This window comes from Acidovorax sp. sif1233 (genome assembly GCF_019218755.1).
GTDB lineage: Bacteria > Pseudomonadota > Gammaproteobacteria > Burkholderiales > Burkholderiaceae_C > Acidovorax.
In genome coordinates, this window is record NZ_JAHUWZ010000010.1 from 42,274 (window position 1) to 60,598 (window position 18,325).

Genomic DNA, 18,325 nt, shown 5'->3' on the forward strand with positions numbered 1-18,325 from the left:
AAAGCGCAACCAAAGAATGTATCAGTGCGTGTCTTGACCTGCAGCAACTCGCGGCTTGACCCCAAGGTCAATTGCGGCAGTTTTACGCAGGCTTTACACAAGGCGCGCACAAAAAAGGCTCCCGAAGGAGCCTTGGCTGGCGAAGAGCGCCGTCACGCGCGGCCCAGGGCCTTGTCCACGCCGCGGTTGGCCAGCGCGTCCGCGCGCTCGTTGCCCGGATCGCCAGAATGCCCCTTCACCCATCGCCACTCGATGCGATGCCCGCCTGTGCTCACCAGCGCATCCAGGCGCTGCCACAGCTCGACGTTCTTGACGGGCTGCTTGGAGGCGGTGCGCCAGCCCCGGGCCTTCCAGCCATGAATCCATTCGGTGATGCCCTTGCGCACATATTCGCTGTCCAGGTACAGCGTCACGGCGCAGGGCCGCTTCAAGGCGGAGAGCGCCTCGATCACGGCCAACAGCTCCATGCGGTTGTTGGTGGTGCCCAGCTCGCCGCCAAAAATCTCCTTCTCCGTCGGGCCGGAACGGAGCACGGCGCCCCATCCCCCCGGACCCGGGTTGCCCTTGCAGGCGCCATCTGTGTATATCTCTACCTGGTTCAAACTGTGTTCCTGTCTCTTTCGGCGGCCGTGATGGCCCGGGAGGTGCGCGCGGGCGTACCCGCCGCGTGTGCGCGGTTGGCGATGGGCACCGTGGCGGCGGACCGCTGGCGGCTGGTGCGCCAGGCGGGCTCCAGCAAGCGCATGCCATGCACCCGCTTGACCGCCACGATGAAATAGGCGGCGCCAAAAATGGGCCACCATTTCTCACCCAGCCCATCCATGAAGCCAAAGCGCTCCAGCCACCGGGTGGTGCGCACCGCTGGACGATAACAGCCAAAACGGGCGGATTCGACCTCGAAACTCAAAAGCCTGAGCCAGTCGCGCAACCGCCGGTAGCCAATGAACTCGCCCACGTCGGGCAGGTACAGCGTGCCATTGCCCATGCGCTGGTACATGCGTGCGCGCCACTGGCGCAGCCCCCACAGGCTCGTGGGGTTCAGCCCGCTGATGACCACGCGGCCCTCGGGCACCAGCACCCGCTCCACCTCGCGCAGGGCGGCGTGGGGGTCGACACTCAGCTCCAGCGTATGGGGCAGGACCAGCAGGTCCAGGCTGGCCTGCGCGAACGGCAGGGCCACGGGCTCGGCGAGCAGGTTGACCATGCGGCACTGCAGGGGTGCGTCCACGCCACTGCCCGCCTCCAGAAAGCCCAGGGAGCCCTGGACGCCCTCCTGGCCCAGGGCCAGCCACTGGTGCGGCATGCGGTTGGCGCGCAGGCCGTCAAGCAGGGGCATGCCAAGCTGCAGGCTGTGGTATCCAAAAATATCCGCCACCGCCTCGTCGAAGCGCGCCTGCTCCCACGCCAGCAGGTACCGGCCCGGCGGGGAATCGAACCAGTGGTGCAAACCTATAATTTGATCGCTCATGAACTTGCTGCCGCTGCCCGCCTTTACCGACAACTACATCTGGATGCTGCACAACGGCCGCCAGGCGCTCGTCGTCGACCCGGGGGATTCCGCGCCCGTGCTGCAGGCACTGCAGCAACTGGACCTGCAGTTGCAGGCCATTCTAGTCACGCACCACCACGCCGATCATGTCGGTGGCGTCGATGCCGTGCGCGACGCCACCGGCGCCACGGTGTATGGCCCCGCGCGGGAGCAGATCCCCGGGCCCCTGCACCGCCTCGCGCAGGGCGATACGGTGGACGCGCTGGGGCTGCGCTTCGAGGTCATCGACGTTCCGGGCCACACCGCCGGCCACATCGCCTACTACTGCCCCCGCATCAACGGTGAGCCCCTGCTGTTCTGCGGCGACACGCTTTTTTCCGGCGGCTGCGGCCGGCTGTTCGAGGGCACGCCGGCCCAGATGCTGGACTCCCTGGACCAGCTGGCGGCCTTGCCCGGCAACACCCGCGTGTGCTGCACGCACGAGTACACCCTGTCCAACCTGAAATTCGCACGGGCCGTGGAACCCGGCAACGATGCGCTGCTCCACTACAGCAGCCAGTGCGAGGCGCTGCGGGCACGCCACCAGCCCACGCTGCCTTCGCGCATGGCCCTGGAGCGAGACATCAACCCCTTCCTGCGTGTGCGCCAGCCCGCGGTGGCCCAGGCCGCCCGAGGCTACGACGCGCAGGTGAATCAAGACGATGCAGTGGCGGTACTGGCCGCGCTGCGCCAATGGAAAAACGAGTTTCGATGAAAATTTTGCACATCGCCTGCCTGGCCTGCGCGCTCTGGCTCACGGGCTGCGCCACCACCGCGCCATCGCAGGACAGCGCAGCCGGCACCGCCCCTTCATCCTCCACCGGCGCTGCGCCCCGCACCGCCTCCCACACCCCCGTCATTCCCAACGGACCGCTGCGCCCCATCACGGCGGCGCAGGCGGCCAGCGGCGAGGTCGCATCGCTCTCCACCCCCGCCGACCTGTGGGACCGCATCCGCCGGGGCTTCGCGATGCCCGACCTGCAGCACGAACTGGTGCAGGACCGCGAGCAGTGGTACGCCACGCGCCCCGACTACATGCAGCGCATGACCGAGCGTTCGAGCAAGTACCTGTTCCACATCGTCGAGGAGCTGGAGCGGCGCGGCATGCCCACCGAGCTGGCCCTGCTGCCCTACATCGAGAGCGCGTTCAACCCCCAGGCCGTCTCCAGCGCCAAGGCGGCTGGCATGTGGCAGTTCATGCCCGCCACGGGCAACTACTTCGATCTCAAGCAGAACGCGTTCCGCGATGACCGCCGCGATGTGCTCGCCTCCACGCGCGCCGCGCTCGACTACCTGCAAAAGCTCCATGGCATGTTTGGCGACTGGCACCTGGCCCTGGCCGCCTACAACTGGGGCGAAGGCAGCGTGGGCCGGGCCATCGCCCGCAACCAGAAGCAGGGGCTGGGCACCACGTACACCGACCTCAACATGCCGGCCGAAACCCGCATGTACGTGCCCAAGCTGCAGGCCGTCAAGAACATCGTTGCCCACCCCGAGGCCTTCCGCACCGAGTTGCCGCTCATCGAGAACCACCCCTACTTCCAGACGGTGGACATCACGCACGACATCGACGTGGCCCTGGTGGCCACGCTGGCGGGCGTGCGCGAGGAGGACTTCCGGGCGCTGAACCCCTCCTTCAACAAGCCGGTGATCCTGGCGGCCGGCACGCCGCAGATCCTGCTGCCCTGGGACAACGCCAAGGTGTTCCAGCGCAACCTCGAAGCCCGCCGCGAAGGGCAGTACGCGAGCTGGACCGTGTGGTCCGTGCCCTCCACCATGACGGTGGCCGAAGCGGCGCAGCGCGCGGGCATGAGCGAGAACGACCTGCGCAGCGTCAACAACATACCGCCCCGCATGCTGATCAAGGCGGGCTCGGCCCTCATGGTTCCGCGCTCGTCGGCCATCCGCCAGGACGTGTCGTCCCACCTGGCGGACAACGGGCAGGTCGCTTTCTCTCCGGAGATCGTCACCCGCCGCACCACCGTGCGGGCGGGCAAGGGCGAAACCGTGGCGAGCATCGCCCGCCGCTACAAGCTCGCGGCGGCCAGTGTCGCGGACTGGAACGATGTGCGCGCGACGGCCGCCTTCAAGGCAGGCCAGCAGGTCGTGGTGTATCTGCCGGTGCGGCAGGCCAGCCAGGCACGGGGCACGGTGGCGCGGGCGGGCACCGCCGCCAAGCGGCCGGCGGCCGCGCCGTCGCGCCGGGGCGGCACGCCCTCCAAGGTCAAGCGCCGCTGAAAAGCCCCTGAAAGGGCAGCGCGGACAGAGGCACCCGCCTCAGAACTTCAGCGTGTGCATGCCCAGCAGCCCCAGGATGCCCATGATGATGAGGTACAGCGCCACGATGGTGCTGAGCAGGCGGGGCATGACCAGGATGAGGATGCCCGCGATCAGGGAGACAAGCGGGCCGATGCTGAGGGTGAACGTCATGGAGCGATCCTTGGTGGAGGGGTGAGTGGTATGCCGAGGCTACGGCCAACCGAACGCCGACGAATGTAAGCCATCTTCCCGACCCGGATGCCGCAGGCGCCACACGGAATGGGCGGCCTCACTTCATGTCTCCAGCGCCCTGCCCCCGCCCCACGGCAACGGCCGCCGCAAAGCGCCCCCGAGAGGCGCCGCCGCACGTTCAGACGCTGAATTTCTGGCGCGCCTTGCGCACGAAGTCGTTGGTGTAGGTGCGCGCCAGCTCCACCTTGAAATCCCCCAGCTCGGGGTGCACGCGCGCCAGCACGCGCAGCGCCGTGGCCGCGCCGTCGTCGGGCATCACCCCGTTGGGCGAGTAGGTTTCCCGCACGCGGCTGAAGGCGGCCAGGTACAGCCCCCGGTCGCCCATCAGGTAGCCCGCGGGCACGGCCTTGACAAGGTCGGCAGGGGCCGCGGTCTGCAGCCATTTGAGGGCGTGCACGATGCCGTTGGCCAGCGCCTGGGCCTGGGCGGCGTTCTTTTGCAGGAAGGCCTGCGGCGCATAGAGGCAGCTGGCGGGCATCGCGCCGCCGAACATCTCCTGCGCGGCCTTGAGCGAGCGCATGTCGGCCGTGATGCGGGTGTCCGCCTTCTGCTCCAGCAGCGTCATGATCGGGTCGGCATGGCACAGCGCATGCACCTGGCCGGAGCGCAGCGCATTCATCGCGGCCGTGCCGGAGCCCACGCCGACAAAGGCCACATCGCGCGGGCCCAGGCCCGCGCGCGCCAGCACCAGGCTGGCCGCCAGGTGCGTGGACGACCCCGCGGACGACACCCCGATGCGCCGCCCCTGCAGGTCGCCGAGATCCTTGTAGGCCGGCAGCGACCGCAGCGAGACCCCCAGTGCCAGCTGGGGCGCGCGCCCCTGCACCACCAGCGACCGGAACGCCTGGCCCCGCACCTGCTGGCGGATGGTGTGCTCGAAGGCGCCGGCACAGACATCGGCCGCGCCCTCCTGCACCGCCTGCAGCGCCAGCGCGCCGGCCGAGAAATCGCGCACCGTCACGTCCAGCCCCTCGGCGCGGAAATAGCCCAGCTGGACAGCGAGCGCCAGCGGCAGGTGGTAGAGCACGCCCTGCCCGCCCACGGCGATCGTGACATTGCCCAGTGCCGCGCCTTCAGCCTGTGCCCGCACGGCGGCCGGCGCGAACACCGCGGCCGCCGACAGGGCGGACACGGCACCAAAGGCGCGGCGGGTGAGCAAGGGGCGGGTCATGGCAATCCGGAAAAATATCGATGCTGCATTGCAACAATCGTGCCGCAGAGCGGGCCAGCCCGCATCAGGGGGATTCCCAGCGGGTTTCTACGTACAAGGGTCGAAAAACAGGGGCGGCGGCCCCGGGGCGACCCGGCCGTCCTGGCCCTTTGCAAGCCAGGCGCGGCGCGGGTCAGCGGTAGCCGACGAACAGGATGGCGATGTTGACCAGAAACGCCCCGGCCCAGATCGCGCTGCGCACGGTGGGCATGTCGGAAACGTACATCATGATGTAGAAGATGCGCAACATGACATACAAAAATGCCAGGATGTCCAGCAATGTCTGCCCCGCCCCCAGCAGGTGCGCAATGATCACGGCGCCGATGAAGAACGGCAGTGCCTCGAAGCTGTTGGCCTGCGCCGCATTGGCGCGGGCCCGCCAGTCGGTCTGACGGGCCATCCAGGCGCGGGGGTCCCGGTTGTCGAAACCCCCGTCCTTGCGCGGCTTGCCGAAGCTGCCGCTCTTGGCCAGCCAGGCACAGGCGATGGGAAGCAGTGCCGCGATCAGCACGCACCAGTAGGCCACTGTGAACCGTGCAACATGCATGGTGGTATTCATTTTCAAGCCTTTTCGGGCTCCAGCGCTTTATAGATAAGCGCTGGCAGCTATTAAATTGTGAGTATTCTAGCCGCCGTGGCGCCCTTTTTCCACGCAGGGCCTAGCGGCGGTCCACCAGCGCATGCGCAATCGTGCCCAGGTCCACATATTCCAGTTCGCTGCCCACGGGCACGCCGCGCGCCAGCCGCGTCACGTGCAGCCCCCGGCTCTTGAGCGCCTCGCTGATCACATGGGCCGTGGCCTCGCCTTCGGCATTGAAATTGGTCGCCAGGATGACCTCCTGCACCGTGCCATCGGTGGCGCGGCCCATGAGTTTCTGCAGGCCGATCTCCTTGGGGCCGATGCCGTCGAGCGGGCTCAGGCGCCCCATGAGCACGAAGTACAGCCCCTTGAATGCCCCCGTGCGCTCCAGCGCCGCCTGGTCGGCCGGCGTCTCCACCACGCACAGCCGCGTGGCGTCGCGCGCAGGGTCCAGGCAGGTGCCGCACACCTCGGCCTCGGTGAACGTATGGCAGCGCGCGCAATGGTGCACGGTGCCCACCGCCTCGCCCAGCGCCCGCGCCAGCGCCAGCGCCCCCTCCCGGTCATGCTGCAGCAGATGGAACGCCATGCGCTGCGCAGACTTCACCCCCACCCCCGGCAACCGGCGCAGCGCCTGGATCAAGACATCAAGGGAATCGGAAGCAGACATGCAGGTATTGGTTTTCAAAAACTCCGCCCTCAAGGGCGTAGCGAGCGGGATCAGCTGCCAGGCGGCCGGAGCGCAGGAACCGCAGCGTACTTCCTGTACGTGAGGATTGCGAGCACCGCCCAACGACGCAGATGGCCCGCTCGGCAGCCAGCCTCAGAAGGGGAATTTCATGCCGCCGGGGAGGCCTGGCATGCCTTGCGTCAGCTTGCCCATCTTCTCCGCCGAAGTCTCCTCCGCCTTGCGCACCGCCGCATTGAACGCCGCAGCCACGAGGTCTTCCAGCATGTCCTTGTCTTCGGCCAGCAGGCTCGGGTCGATGGTGATGCGCTTGACGTCGTGCTTGCAGGTCATCAGCACCTTCACCAGGCCGGCACCCGATTCACCTTCCACCTCGATGAAGGCCAGCTCGTCCTGCGCCTTCTTGAGGTTGTCCTGCATCGCCTGGGCTTGCTTCATGAGACCGGCGAGTTGTCCTTTGTTGAACATGGTGTGTTTCCTTTGCTTCTTTCTGGTTGATCGATTCCCACGAAGGGACAGAGATTCGGTATCCGAGATGCACGGTATTGTGCTGTGCAATGTCAGCGGCCGTCGAAACTGGCACACCCCAATCCAGTGCACTCGTGGAGCTGGCCGTGCCAGGCCACCGAGTGCGTCCGCCTCCCGCGAAGCGAGAGAGGGGGAAGGCGCCGAAGGCGACTCAGGGGGAGCTTCATCTCACGCAGGCTTGATGCTGCCCGGCACGATTCTCGCGCCGTAGTCGCGCATCAGCGATTGCACATAGGGGTCGTTGTTCACGATCTCTTCGGCGCGGCGCTGGCGCTCGGCAGCGGCGGCCGCATTGCGGCGGGCCGGGCTGTCGATGACATTGCCCACCTCCACACTGATCTGGGTGGCGTGCCCCGCGGCCTCCAGCGCGGCGCGCAGGCGCTCGCGGGCGGTGGGCTGATTGAGCGACTCGCGCTCCACGCGCAGCAGCCAGTGGCCACCGTCGCGCGCCACCAGCTGCGACTGCAGGGCCAGCTCACGCACCAGAGCGGTGATCGATTCCGCAGCCACCATCTGCTGCACGGTGGCATGCCAGACATCGCCCTCCTCGGTGGGCGTGTAGCGCGCGGAAACAGGCGCGGGGGCCGAAAGCGGCAGCGGTTGCAGCCGCTCCCCGGGTTCGGGCGTCTCGCGCACCGGAATCGCTACGAATTCAGGAGCACCTTGCGCTTGCGGGGACTGCGCTGGGGGCCGATTTCGCTCAAACCGATCGGACGTGCGCACCGGCAGCGCGGTGGCGGCCGAGGGGGCAGGCGCCGCGGCGCCCGGCTCGTCCGAGCCCGGCCAGGGAGGTGGCTCGGAGGCATCGGCGGATTCTGGTGAAGGGGCGTCTTGCGCCAACGCCGGGGCCACGGCGGGCTCCGGCGAAGCCGCCGGCACCTGGGGAGGTGGCGCGGCGGCCAGGGCCGGGGCAACCACGGGTGCCGGCATGGCGGCATCCGCCGCCGCGGGCACCGCGGAAACCGCCGGTGGCGGGCCAGAAGACGCCGCTTCAGGCCGCGTCAGAGTTTTTTTTTCAGCCGTTTCGCCCGAAGGCTTGAACGCCAGCAAGCGCAGCAGCACCATGGTCAGCGCCGCATACTCATCGGGCGCCAGGCCCAGTTCGCCGCGCCCGTGCAGGCACAGGCTGTAAAGCAGCTGGGTTTCGTCGGCGGGCATCAGGCCGGCAAGCCGGGCCGTTTCCACCGCCTCGGGGTCGTCGGCATCCACGGCAGCCGCCATCTGCGGCACGGCCTGGAACACGGCCATGCGCTGCAGCACGGCGCTCATCTCTTCCAGCGTGGAAGCGGCAGACAGGCCATTGAGGCGCAGCGTGTCCGAGGTTTCCACCACCGTCTTGCCATCGCCCCGGGCCAGCGCGTCGATGAGGCGAAACACGTAGGAGCGGTCCACCGCGCCCAGCATCTGGCGCACGGCGGCCTCCTGCAGCTGGCCGCTGCCAAAGGCGATGGCCTGGTCGGTGAGCGACAGCGCATCGCGCATGGAGCCACGCGCCGCGCGCGAGAGCAGGCGCAGCGCCGGGGGCTCGGCCGGCACGTTCTCCGACGCCAGCACCTGCGTGAGGTGCGACAGCACGGTCTCCGGCGCCATGGGGCGCAGGTTGAACTGCAGGCAGCGCGAAAGGACGGTGACCGGCACCTTCTGCGGGTCGGTCGTGGCGAGCACGAACTTGAGGTACTCGGGCGGCTCTTCCAGCGTCTTGAGCATGGCGTTGAACGCCGTGTTCGTGAGCATGTGCACTTCGTCGATCATGAAGACCTTGAAGCGGCCCTGCACCGGCTTGTAGACGGCCTGTTCCAGCAGGCTCTGCACCTCGTCCACGCCCCGGTTGGAGGCCGCGTCGAGCTCGGTGTAGTCCGGAAACCGGCCACTGTCGATATCGGTGCAGGCCGCGCACACGCCACACGGCGTGGCGGTGATGCCGCCCTGCCCATCGGGCCCCTGGCAGTTGAGCGACTTGGCCAGGATGCGCGACACCGTCGTCTTGCCCACGCCCCGCGTCCCGGTGAACAGGTAGGCATGGTGCAGCCGCTGCTGGGTGAGCGCGTTGGTCAGGGCCTGCACCACGTGCTCCTGCCCCACCATTTCGGTGAAATTGCGGGGGCGGTACTTGCGGGCGAGCACGAGATAGGACATGGGGGGTGATTCTAGGGCCCATGGCGTACCGGGTCTGGGTGCCGCGGCCCGCCATCCGCGAAAGCCCTGCGCCGCCCGGCACCGGCTCGCGCGCCCACGCCAGGGACGCCGCCCAGGGGCCGCCCCTGGCGTGGGCAACGCCGCGCTGGCGTCGTCGCCCTTTGCAATTGCAGGCCATTCGAGAGGAGTAAAAAATGGCGTCCTGTTCAGGAGGTAGAATCCCATCCTGACGGGCCTCCCCGCATGGTGAAGCGGCCAACCGGGTCAGGTGGGGAACCAAGCAGCCCTAACTGTGGAGTCAGTGCCGGGGGTAAGGCTCGTCAACTTCTCTTTTGTTGCCTGCGCGGCGTGCCCGCGAGCGGCATTCCTGGCGCGGTGTTGTCGCGCATCCCCTCCCCCACCCCGTTCGCCTTCGTGGCATGTGCTGGCTGCCTCCAGCGCGCACAGGCACGCGGCGCGAGCGCATGTCAGTCCTTTCCCACGCTGTTTTGCGGCTTTCGGGATTGCGCCGCCCCGGGCGGCAGGCGCACACTTTGTTGCATCGCTTCATCCTTTCTTTTCATCGGGTGCCGCCATGTCACCCCCCCTGACTGCGCAAGTGATTTTTTCCTTCCGTTACCGGCGCGCCTTGCCGGCGCGTGCGCGCCGGCCGCAAGCCCTGGCCCGCATGCTGCCGGCGCGCCCGGTGGTAGGCTGGCTGTGCCTGGCCGTCGCGGGCGCGGCCTGGGGAGCCGACTCCCAGTTCGCCGACGAGGCGCGGGCCAGCCTGGAGCAGGAAACGGCCCGCCTTTCCGCCGTGTACGAGGTCCACAGCGTCGAGCTGCCCAGCATGGGCGAGACGGCCCCGCCATGGGCTACCTCGGGAGCGGCCCAGCCGGGCAGCAGCTTCAACAGCACGCAGCACATCGGCGTGACGCGCTGGCTTACGCCCGAAACGTCCGATAGCGGGGGCCGATTCGGGCTGTCGCTGGGCATGAGCGCGCCGGCGCCCTCGGCCGCTGGCGCCCCCCTGGCGGGCGGCGCCCTGCCCCCCGCCAGCCTGGACCTCGGGGTTCGCTGGCGGTCCCGCCTGGACAGCGGGCGCCATCTGGACATTTCCGCCTGGACACGGCCTCTCCCGGCAGGCCAGCCCCAGGACGCGATGGGCATGATCTGGCAGTCGCAGCCGCCGACGTATGGAACCCGGGTGGAGGTGCAATGGGCCTCCTCCCGCACCCGGGGGCTGGTGCCCGAGTTTGGCGCCATCGGCGTGCAGCTGCAGGGCGGATCGCGCCTGGTGCTGCGGGCGCGCAAGGGCGGTCCGATGCTGTATTACCGCGCCAAGTTTTGAGCCCTCCTGAGCCGCCTTCGGCGTCTTCCCCCCGGGGGGGACGCCTCCGGTGGACCGGCGCAGCCGGATCCACGGTGGCGGTGGCGGCGTGTCAGTTTTGAACGCCGAAGGGAACTGCCATCTGGATGAAGGAGCCGCCGAAAGCTACACCCCGCGTTGGCGAATCCAGTCCAGCGCGCCGTGCCCGGCCACGCGACCACTCGCCAGACAAGCCGTGAGCAGGTAGCCGCCGGTGGGGGCTTCCCAGTCGAGCATCTCCCCCGCGCAGAACACGCCGGGCGCGGCGGTGGCCATGAGGCGGGCATCGAGCGCGTCAAAAGCCACGCCGCCCGCGGTGCTGATGGCCTCGTCCAGCGGCCGCGCGGCGACCACCGTGACGGGCAGCGCCTTGATCGCGTGGGCCAGCGCCACGGGGTCGTTCATCCCGTCCTTGCCCAGGTGCTCGTACAGGATGCCGGCCTTGATGCCGTCCAGCCCCAGGCGGCTCTTGAGATGGCTGGACAGCGAGCGCGACCCGCGTGGATGGCGCACCTCCACCAGCACGCGTTCGGGCGTGTGGTCGGGCAGCAGATCCAGGTGAAAAGTGGCATGGCCGTGGGCCTCGATCTCGTCGCGCAGCAGGTGCGATGCGGCATAGACCAGGCTGCCCTCCACGCCCGTGGCCGTGGCCACGAACTCGCCCCGGCGGCTGAAGGCGCGGCCCTGGCTGTCGGTGAACGCCAATGCCACCGTCTTGAACGGCTGGCCCGCGAACCGTCCGGCGAAGTGGGGCGTCCAGCCCGTGGCGGGAGCAGGTGTGCGGCCGATGAGCTCCTGCAGGAACGCGCGGCGCGTCTCGCCCGCAGGCACATCGCCACGAAGCACGTCGAAACCGCAGTTGGCGGGGCGCAGCGGCGCCACGGCAAGCCCACGCCCGGCCAGCAGGGGCACCCAGGCGCCGTCCGAGCCGAGGCGCGCCCAGCTGCCGCCCCCGAGCGCCAGCACCACGGCGCGCGCCTGCACCCGCTCCTCGCCCGACGGCGCGGCGAAGCGCAGCGCGCCATCGTCCGCCCAGCCCAGCCAGCGGCGGCGCATGTGGAACACCACGCCCTGCCCCCGCAGGCGCTGCAGCCAGGCGCGCAGCAGCGGGGCGGCCTTCATGTCGGCCGGAAAGACCCTGCCCGAGGTGCCCACGAAGGTCTCCACCCCCAGCCCCTGCGCCCAGGCGCGGATCTCGGGCCCGCCCCACGCGGTGAGCCAGGGCTCGACCTGCGGCTGGCGCTCCGCAAACCGGGCGGCGAACGGCGCATGGGGTTCGGAATGCGTGAGGTTCAGCCCCCCCTTGCCCGCCAGCAGGAACTTGCGCCCCACCGAGGGCATGGCGTCGAACAGATGCACCGCCACGCCCGCCTGCGCCAGCACTTCGGCGGCCATGAGCCCGGCGGGGCCTCCGCCCACGATGGCGACGTCGCAGTGCAGGCCGGCCACGTCGTCGGGGGCGGGAGGAAGGGAAACATTCATGGGGAAAACCTTTGGATGGGAGGCCGGCAATCGGGAAAAAAAGCGTCAGAACAGGGAACCCTGGGGCGAATCGTCGGGGCCGGGTCCCCGCGGCAGGGGCAGCGGCGGCGGCACGGCCCCGGGTTCCTGCGCGGCGGGGGCGAGAGTATGCCGCAGCGCGGCCTCTGCGCCCTGCACTGCATCGGGCCCGGCAGGCACGGCGTCGGGCACGGGCACGAGGCGCCCGTCGCCCGTGAGGAAGGCCGCGCGCACGCGCTCGCCGGGCGTCTGCCCCTGCACGGCGCTGCGGTAGCGCTGCAGCTGGGCCAGCAGCGCGGGCTGGCGCTCGGGCTCGGCCGCGCTCTTGTAGTCCAGCACCCACCACCCGGCGCGTTCGGGCGGCTGGTGGCAATGCACCAGGCGGTCCAGCCGCAGGCTCAGGCCCTGGTAGCGCAAGGGCGCCTCGTTGATGGCGGTGTCCACGGCCGACGCCTCCCAGGCCCAGGCGCCTTCGCCCGCCAGGATGCGCTGCGCGGTCAGCGCGGCGTGCCGCGCGGCCGCGATGGTGATGTCGAAATCCCGCGCCAGCCGCGCCACCCGCGCGGGCGGCCAGCCCTGGGCGCGCAGCTCCACCAGCGGGGCCCCCGCCACGCCCGCCTGCTCCAGCAGCTGGTGCATGGCCTCGCCCAGCCGGGACTGCGGCGTGGAGGCAGCCGTGGCATCGCCGGGGTCGGCGGCCCGGTCGGCATCCACCGGCCCCGCGGCGGGTGCCGCGCGCAGGTGCTCCGGCAGCGGCGGCAGCTCCGCCAGCATGAAGTGATCGTGGCGGCCCGGCCCGGCCAGGGCTTCGCCCCCGGGCGCGCCAGGGCCCTCCTGCACGGCGATCTCGGCCGCCAGCGGCGCCAGGCGGTTCCACCAGCTGCCCGGCGCGGATGCGGCCGGCTGCACGCTGGACAGCGCCAGGCAGTGCTTGGCCCGCGTCATCGCCACGTAGAGCATGTTCAGCTCTTCGCGCTGGCGGGCCTGCTGCTCGGCGGCCAGCACTTCCACGGCGCTGGGCGGCGGGTTCGATTCGCTGGCCAGGAAGACGAAGGCCCTGGGCACGGCCTGCTCGCCGGGCCAGTCCACCAGCACGCCCATGGTCTCGGCCTTCTGGGGGCGGGTGTCGGTGTCCAGCAGCAGCACGCAGCGCGCCTCCAGCCCCTTGGCGCCGTGCACGGTGAGCAGGCGCACCGCCTGCGCATCCACCCGGCCCGGCGCGCGCACGCCGCCCTTTTTCATGGCACGCACAAAGGCATAGGGCGTGAGATAGCGGCCGCCGTCGTGCTGCAGCGCGGCCGACAGCAAGGCGCGCAGATTGGCCTGCACCGCGGTGCGCTGCGCGGCGGGGGCGGCCGCCGCGAAGCGCGCCAGCACATCGGCGTGCTGGTAGATGGCGTGCAGCGCGTCGTGCGGGGGCAGGCCATCCACCCAGGCTCTGTATTGAGCCAAAACGGGCCCCAGCGCTTTCATTTCAAGCGGTAGCAGCTCACTTTTCTGTAGCAAATCAAACCAGCTGCAGGCAGCGTGTTCCGGCTGGCGGCGCAGCAGCGCCAGGGTCACCAGGGCCTCGTCGCCGCAGCCAAACAGGGGCGAGCGGAGTGCCCGAGCCAGGGAAAGGTCGTGCCCGGTGGACACCAGCGCATCGAGCAGCGCCACGATGTCCTGCACCTCGGGTGCGTCGAACAGGTCGGCCTTCTCGGGCTGCACGCAGGGCAGGTGCAGGGCGCGCAGGGCTTCCTGCAGGGCGGCGAGCCGGTCGCGCTTGCGGGCCAGCACCAGCACTTCGTGGGGCGGCGTGCCCTGCGCGATCTGCGCCGCCACCCACGCGGCGGCCTGTGTGCATTCGCGCATGCGCTGGGTTTCCTCGGCCTCGTGGCGGGGCTCGGTCAGGCTGTCGCGCCAGGCGAAAGGGTCCGCGCCCGCGCCGCCGCTGCCGCCGGCATCCGGCGGCAGGATGGCGGGCAGGCGCAGCAGCACGCCGGGGTCCCTGGACTCGGTGGTGTGGTCGCGAAAGCCGCTGGTCTCGTGCTGCGCCTGGGCGGTGCCCATGACGTGGTTCACGGCGGCGATCACGCCCGTGGCGTTGCGGCGCGTGTGGTCGCAGCTGAGCAGGTCGCCCGCGAGCCCGTGGCGCACGAAGGCCTGCGCGGCGATGAACACCTGTGGCTCGGCGCGGCGAAAACGGTAGATGCTCTGCTTGGGGTCGCCCACGATGAATACGCTGGGCGGCGTCTGGCCGCTGGCGCCACCGCCCGAACCCGCATAGCCCGACAGCCAGGCGTGCAGCGCCTGCCACTGCAGCGGGTTGGTGTCCTGGAACTCGTCGACCAGCAGGTGGCGCACGCGCGCATCGAGCCGCTCCTGCACCCACCCCGAGAGGATGGGATCGGACAGCATGACCAGCGCCGTGCGCTCCACGTCGTTCATGTCCACCCAGCCGTGCCGGTTCTTCACGGCGGCAAATTCGCCGATCAGGCAGCGTGCCAGGCGGGCCATGCGCTGCTGGTGCTGCCAGGCCTCGTGCTGGCGCCGCGCCAGCAGCAGGCGCTGCAGCTCGGGCTCGGCTTCCTGGGCGGCTGCGAACTTCTCGAGGTTCTTGGACAGCCGGTCTTCCTTGGCCACGAACATCGCCTTGCGCAGCAGGTCCAGGCGCAGGTTCGGGTCGCCGCAGGCCAATGCGTCCACGATGGCGTCCGCCGCCTTCTGGGGCGTCTTGTTGGTCTCGGCCCCCAGCGCCCTGGCGCGCGCCAGCCAGCGCTGGTGGCAGGCATCGCCCTGCAGCGCGCCGGCGGGCTCATCCAGTCCCGCCAGTTCCGGGCAGTGCGCCTGAAAGGAAGGCACCGAGGCATCGAGCACGCCCGCCGCGTCGGCCAGGTCGAATTCCACGCGCTTGGCCAGCGCCGCCGCCAGCGCCTTGTGGGTCTGCGAGCGGCCGTGGCGGGCCACCACGGCCTCGTAGTCGGCCCGCAGGCCGGCGCTGGTGGCCACGGTGTGCAGGAACGGGGCCCACACCTCGCGCACGGCTTCGGCATCGTCTTCGAGCAGTTCGAAGTTGGCCGGCAGGCCCTGCGCCTGCAGCAGCGCCAGCGGGGCCGTGCCCAGCAGCGCGGCAAACCAGCTGTGGAAGGTGCGGATCTGCACCGGGCGGCCGCTGGCCAGCATCTGGCGGTATAAATTTTGTAGCGCCTCGCGCTTGTCCAGAGCGCGCTCGGGGCTGATTCCTCTGGCAACCAGCTCGCGGGTGAGGTCCTCCAGGGGGGCCTGGGCAAAGGCTTCGAGCCATTCCTGCAGGCGCTGGCGCATTTCACCGGCCGCTTTCTTGGTGAAGGTGATGGCCAGGATCTCGTGCGGCGCGGCGCCATCGAGCAAGGCACGCAGCATGCGCGACACCAGCATCCAGGTCTTGCCCGCGCCCGCGCAGGCCTCCACGGCCACGCTGCGCGCCGGGTCGCAGGCGATGGCGTAGAAGGCCTCGCGGGAGACGGGACGGCCGTTGTGTTCGTAGGCGGCTTGTTCAGTCATTCTCGTGATCCACCGCGCCCTGTCCGCCGGGGATCGGCAAAACCGGCGCGCGTCCAGGCGGGGGATGCCGCGCAAGGGCCGCCCCGCCGCGCTGGCATCGTTCCCCCTCCCGGCGCAGCCGGGAGAGGCAGGAAGCCGCGAAGCGGCTCGGGGGGGTGTTCCTCTTCATGTCCAGAAGTCTTTTCTGCACAGTCCGCGTGCGGCGCAGTAGTCGCACACGGCGCCCTCGCCTAGGGCGGGCATCGGCGCACCCGCGGCAATGCGCTCAAAGTCGTGCTGGATGCCCTCCACCAGCAGGTCGCGCAGGTGCACCACCTCTTCCTGTTCGTGCATCTGGGTCTCGCCCCGCTCGCCCACGTTCACATAGGCGGCGCGCAGCGTGTCGTGGCTCAGCAAGGCGGCGTAGAACGCGAGCTGGGTGTCTTCCGCGCCCGCGCCGATGCGCTTGCGCGTGACGGTGTCGTTCTCGGTCTTGTAGTCGATGACCAATGGCGTGGGCTCGCCGATGGAGGAGACGGCGTCGATGCGGTCGATGGTGCCCACCAGCTGCAGGTCACCCAGCGGCTGGCGGGTCTGCACCTCGGCCTGCCGGAAGTGCCCCCCGGCCTGTTCATGCTGCGCAAGCCAGCGCAGGTAGCCATCGCGCACCTGCGGCCAGCCCGCGGCGAACGGCAGGAAGTCGCCCTCCCCCAGGCCCTGCTCCAGCGTGACGGCCTGCGCGGCGCTGTCCATGCGCGCCGCGCGCGCGCCCGCGTCGTCCGTCGGCTCGGCCAGCAACGCCTCATGGAAGTGCTGCAGCACCGCGTGCAGCCAGTTGCCGAAGTCGCGCTTGTCCACCTCGGCGGCCAGCTCGTCGGCCTCCTGCAGGCCCAGCTGGCGCAGCGCAAAGAAGCGGTAGGGGCAATGCCGCAGGTCGGAATAGGCCGTGGACGACAGGCGCTGGACAGGCAGGGCACTCCCGTCGGGCCCGGGGCGCGGGGTGGGCGCGGTCGGCACGGTGCGCGCGCGGCGCCCATCGGTGCCAGGGCGGGCGGCGCCATCCAGGTGCAGCGCCAGCACCAGCGCGCTGGCCAGCAGGGGCTCGCCACCTTCGTCGCCCGTTCGCCACAGCACATCCACCTCGGGTGTCTGCAGGGCGTAGTGCCAGGCCGCGCGCTGGGCGGCCTCGAGCGATCCGCGCGTGGGCAGGCCCCAGGCCTCGCGCTGGGCCGTGGTCCAGTCACCCGTGGGCTCCGGTGACGACTGGAGGCGTTTTTCGTCGCACCCGGGCAGCACGAGCGCCGCAAACGGCCGTGCCAGCAGCTGCGGCAGGGGCAGGACGACCACGGGCGCATCGCCCGCGAGAGCCGGCACGTAGCGCGCGGCCTCGCACACCTCGCTGGCCCAGCGCGTGAATTCGGCGAGCGCCATGGGCCGCCCCGCGCTGTCCCAGCCGTCGAGCTCGGCCTCCTGCCCCGCCTGCAGGCGCAGCGCGGCCAGCACGCGGGCGCCCGCGTCATCCGCCTCCAGTTGCGCCCACTGGCCGCTGGCTTGCAGCAGCAGGCGCAGGGCCTGCAGCCACTGCGCCAGCGGGCGGGGCGCGCGCAGGCCCTCACGCCAGCCCTGCGCGAGCGCCACGCACTGCGCCAGGGCCGGCTTGCCGGACCAGTCGCGCTGCGCCGCACCGGCCCAGTTCGCCACCGGGGCCTTGCGCAGCGCGCGCTCGAGCGCATCGAGCGCTGGCGCCGCCACGGCGGGGGCGTGCTTGAGCCAGTCGAGCGCTTCATCCGCACGGGCATCCCATGCGCAGGCCTTGAGTGCGGCCATCAGCTGCGCGGCGGCGCGGGTGGTGGACAGTGTCCAGCCGTTTTCGTCGCGCACCGCCACGCCCGAGCTTGCCAGGTGCGCGCCAATGCGGCGCGTGAGAGCCCGGTCGTTGGCCGCCAGCGCCACCGGTGTGCGGCCCGCCGCCACATGCGCCAGCACGCAGGCGGCGGCCCGCTGGGCTTCGTCCTCGGCATCCTGCGCGGCATGCAGCGCGACCCGCCCCATGGGACCTGGATCGCCAGGCCCGGGAGGCAGCGCCAGGGCCGTGGCCTTGTCGCCCCAGTGGTTCTGCAAGGCCTGCGCCAGGGGCTCTGCCTGGAACCCGTGCAGCACCACCAGCGCGTCCACGGACTCCCGCACGCCGGCCTCGAACAGCACATCGGTGGCATGGCGCGAGGCAAGCACCCATTCGAGCGCAATGCGCGCCACGACGGCCTCGAAGCGCAGCGCCGAGGCGCCGTCGGCCTCGGGCAGCAGGCCGCGCGCATGCGCGGCCCATGCTGGCCGCTGCGCGGGCGGCACCGCGGCCACCACGGTCGCCAGCTGCGCCGCGGCCTCCTGCAGCGGCGCGGCCAGCACGTCGCGCTGGGCCGAAAGGCCCGCGCGGTCCAGCAGCGCCCGCGCCGTCAAGGTGTCGCGCGCCACATCCCCGGCCAGGTCGTCGCCCATGGGCACGAACGCCGCCAGCTGCCGTGCCCAGTTGCGCGTTGTTTCAAACCGGGGAGCAAAACCGTCCGCGTGGAACAGGGCCCAATAGCGCTGCGCCCACGGCATGAGCTGGGCATAGGGGACCAGCACCACCGTGCGCGCGGGATGCGCGCCCTGCTGGCGCAGGTGCCCGGCCACCTGTCCCAGCACGCGCCGCCACAGGGGCACCAGGGCTGCGCACTGATCGCTTTTCGCTATGACAGTCATAGCGTCGCAGGGCCCGGCCACACCGGTGAACGTGGGATTGGTTTCTGTCA

General features: G+C 70.4%; 14 protein-coding genes and 1 other RNA gene. 4 read left to right on the forward strand and 11 right to left on the reverse strand.

Annotated features, from left to right (window positions below; translation table 11 throughout):
• Window positions 1-152 precede the first annotated feature (152 nt).
• On the reverse strand, window positions 153-602 hold the full coding sequence (rnhA, locus tag KW843_RS23865) for a ribonuclease HI (RefSeq protein WP_218297643.1): 450 nt from the start codon (window positions 600-602) through the stop codon (window positions 153-155).
• Complete coding sequence (locus KW843_RS23870; protein ID WP_218297644.1) at window positions 599-1,468, reverse strand: class I SAM-dependent methyltransferase; 870 nt, start codon at window positions 1,466-1,468, stop codon at window positions 599-601. Before KW843_RS23870 ends, rnhA begins: the two co-directional genes overlap by 4 nt.
• Here KW843_RS23870 and gloB point away from each other — a divergent pair.
• Together gloB and KW843_RS23880 are read left to right on the forward strand one after the other, a co-directional pair.
• Window positions 1,467-2,243: a hydroxyacylglutathione hydrolase gene (gene gloB / locus KW843_RS23875; protein WP_218297645.1), complete on the forward strand. Its 777-nt coding sequence runs from the start codon at window positions 1,467-1,469 to the stop codon at window positions 2,241-2,243. The two genes, KW843_RS23870 and gloB, sit on opposite strands and share 2 nt — an antisense overlap.
• Window positions 2,240-3,766, forward strand: a complete 1,527-nt coding sequence (locus tag KW843_RS23880; RefSeq protein ID WP_218297646.1) for a transglycosylase SLT domain-containing protein — start codon at window positions 2,240-2,242, stop codon at window positions 3,764-3,766. The genes gloB and KW843_RS23880 overlap by 4 nt, the downstream gene beginning before the upstream one ends.
• A gap of 39 nt (window positions 3,767-3,805) precedes the next feature.
• Here KW843_RS23880 and KW843_RS23885 read toward each other — a convergent pair whose 3' ends face one another.
• From KW843_RS23885 to dnaX, 6 genes are all read right to left on the reverse strand, one after another.
• Window positions 3,806-3,958 carry a DUF3096 domain-containing protein gene (locus KW843_RS23885; RefSeq protein ID WP_218297647.1) on the reverse strand — a complete coding sequence of 51 codons (153 nt, stop codon included), beginning with the start codon at window positions 3,956-3,958 and terminating at the stop codon, window positions 3,806-3,808.
• 199 nt (window positions 3,959-4,157) lie between these two features.
• Complete coding sequence (locus KW843_RS23890; protein ID WP_218297648.1) at window positions 4,158-5,210, reverse strand: ABC transporter substrate-binding protein; 1,053 nt, start codon at window positions 5,208-5,210, stop codon at window positions 4,158-4,160.
• A gap of 172 nt (window positions 5,211-5,382) precedes the next feature.
• Window positions 5,383-5,808, reverse strand: a complete 426-nt coding sequence (locus KW843_RS23895; protein WP_218297649.1) for an MAPEG family protein — start codon at window positions 5,806-5,808, stop codon at window positions 5,383-5,385.
• Between the two features lie 100 nt (window positions 5,809-5,908).
• A complete protein-coding gene (recR, locus tag KW843_RS23900) occupies window positions 5,909-6,499 on the reverse strand; it encodes a recombination mediator RecR (RefSeq protein WP_218297650.1) in 591 nt (196 codons plus the stop codon).
• 153 nt (window positions 6,500-6,652) lie between these two features.
• Window positions 6,653-6,985, reverse strand: coding sequence for a YbaB/EbfC family nucleoid-associated protein (locus KW843_RS23905; RefSeq protein ID WP_010457931.1), 333 nt, complete (start codon window positions 6,983-6,985; stop codon window positions 6,653-6,655).
• Window positions 6,986-7,213: 228 nt separating this feature from the next.
• The gene (dnaX, locus tag KW843_RS23910; RefSeq protein WP_218297651.1) at window positions 7,214-9,181 is read right to left on the reverse strand and encodes a DNA polymerase III subunit gamma/tau; all 1,968 of its coding nucleotides are present in this window, start codon (window positions 9,179-9,181) and stop codon (window positions 7,214-7,216) included.
• A gap of 228 nt (window positions 9,182-9,409) precedes the next feature.
• On the opposite strand from dnaX, the gene ffs reads away from it, so the two are divergent.
• Window positions 9,410-9,506, forward strand: an RNA gene (gene ffs / locus KW843_RS23915) — signal recognition particle sRNA small type.
• A gap of 249 nt (window positions 9,507-9,755) precedes the next feature.
• Window positions 9,756-10,511 carry a hypothetical protein gene (locus KW843_RS23920; RefSeq protein ID WP_255594918.1) on the forward strand — a complete coding sequence of 252 codons (756 nt, stop codon included), beginning with the start codon at window positions 9,756-9,758 and terminating at the stop codon, window positions 10,509-10,511.
• A 144-nt stretch (window positions 10,512-10,655) separates the two neighbouring features.
• Here KW843_RS23920 and KW843_RS23925 read toward each other — a convergent pair whose 3' ends face one another.
• The 3 genes from KW843_RS23925 to KW843_RS23935 form a co-directional block, all read right to left on the reverse strand.
• On the reverse strand, window positions 10,656-12,011 hold the full coding sequence (locus KW843_RS23925) for a TIGR03862 family flavoprotein (protein WP_218297652.1): 1,356 nt from the start codon (window positions 12,009-12,011) through the stop codon (window positions 10,656-10,658).
• Window positions 12,012-12,056: 45 nt separating this feature from the next.
• Window positions 12,057-15,554 (reverse strand): exodeoxyribonuclease V subunit beta, encoded by a 3,498-nt coding sequence (locus KW843_RS23930; protein ID WP_218297653.1) that lies wholly within the window; start codon window positions 15,552-15,554, stop codon window positions 12,057-12,059.
• A gap of 165 nt (window positions 15,555-15,719) precedes the next feature.
• Window positions 15,720-18,275 (reverse strand): PD-(D/E)XK nuclease family protein, encoded by a 2,556-nt coding sequence (locus KW843_RS23935; RefSeq protein WP_218297654.1) that lies wholly within the window; start codon window positions 18,273-18,275, stop codon window positions 15,720-15,722.
• Between the last annotated feature and the right edge of the window lie 50 nt (window positions 18,276-18,325).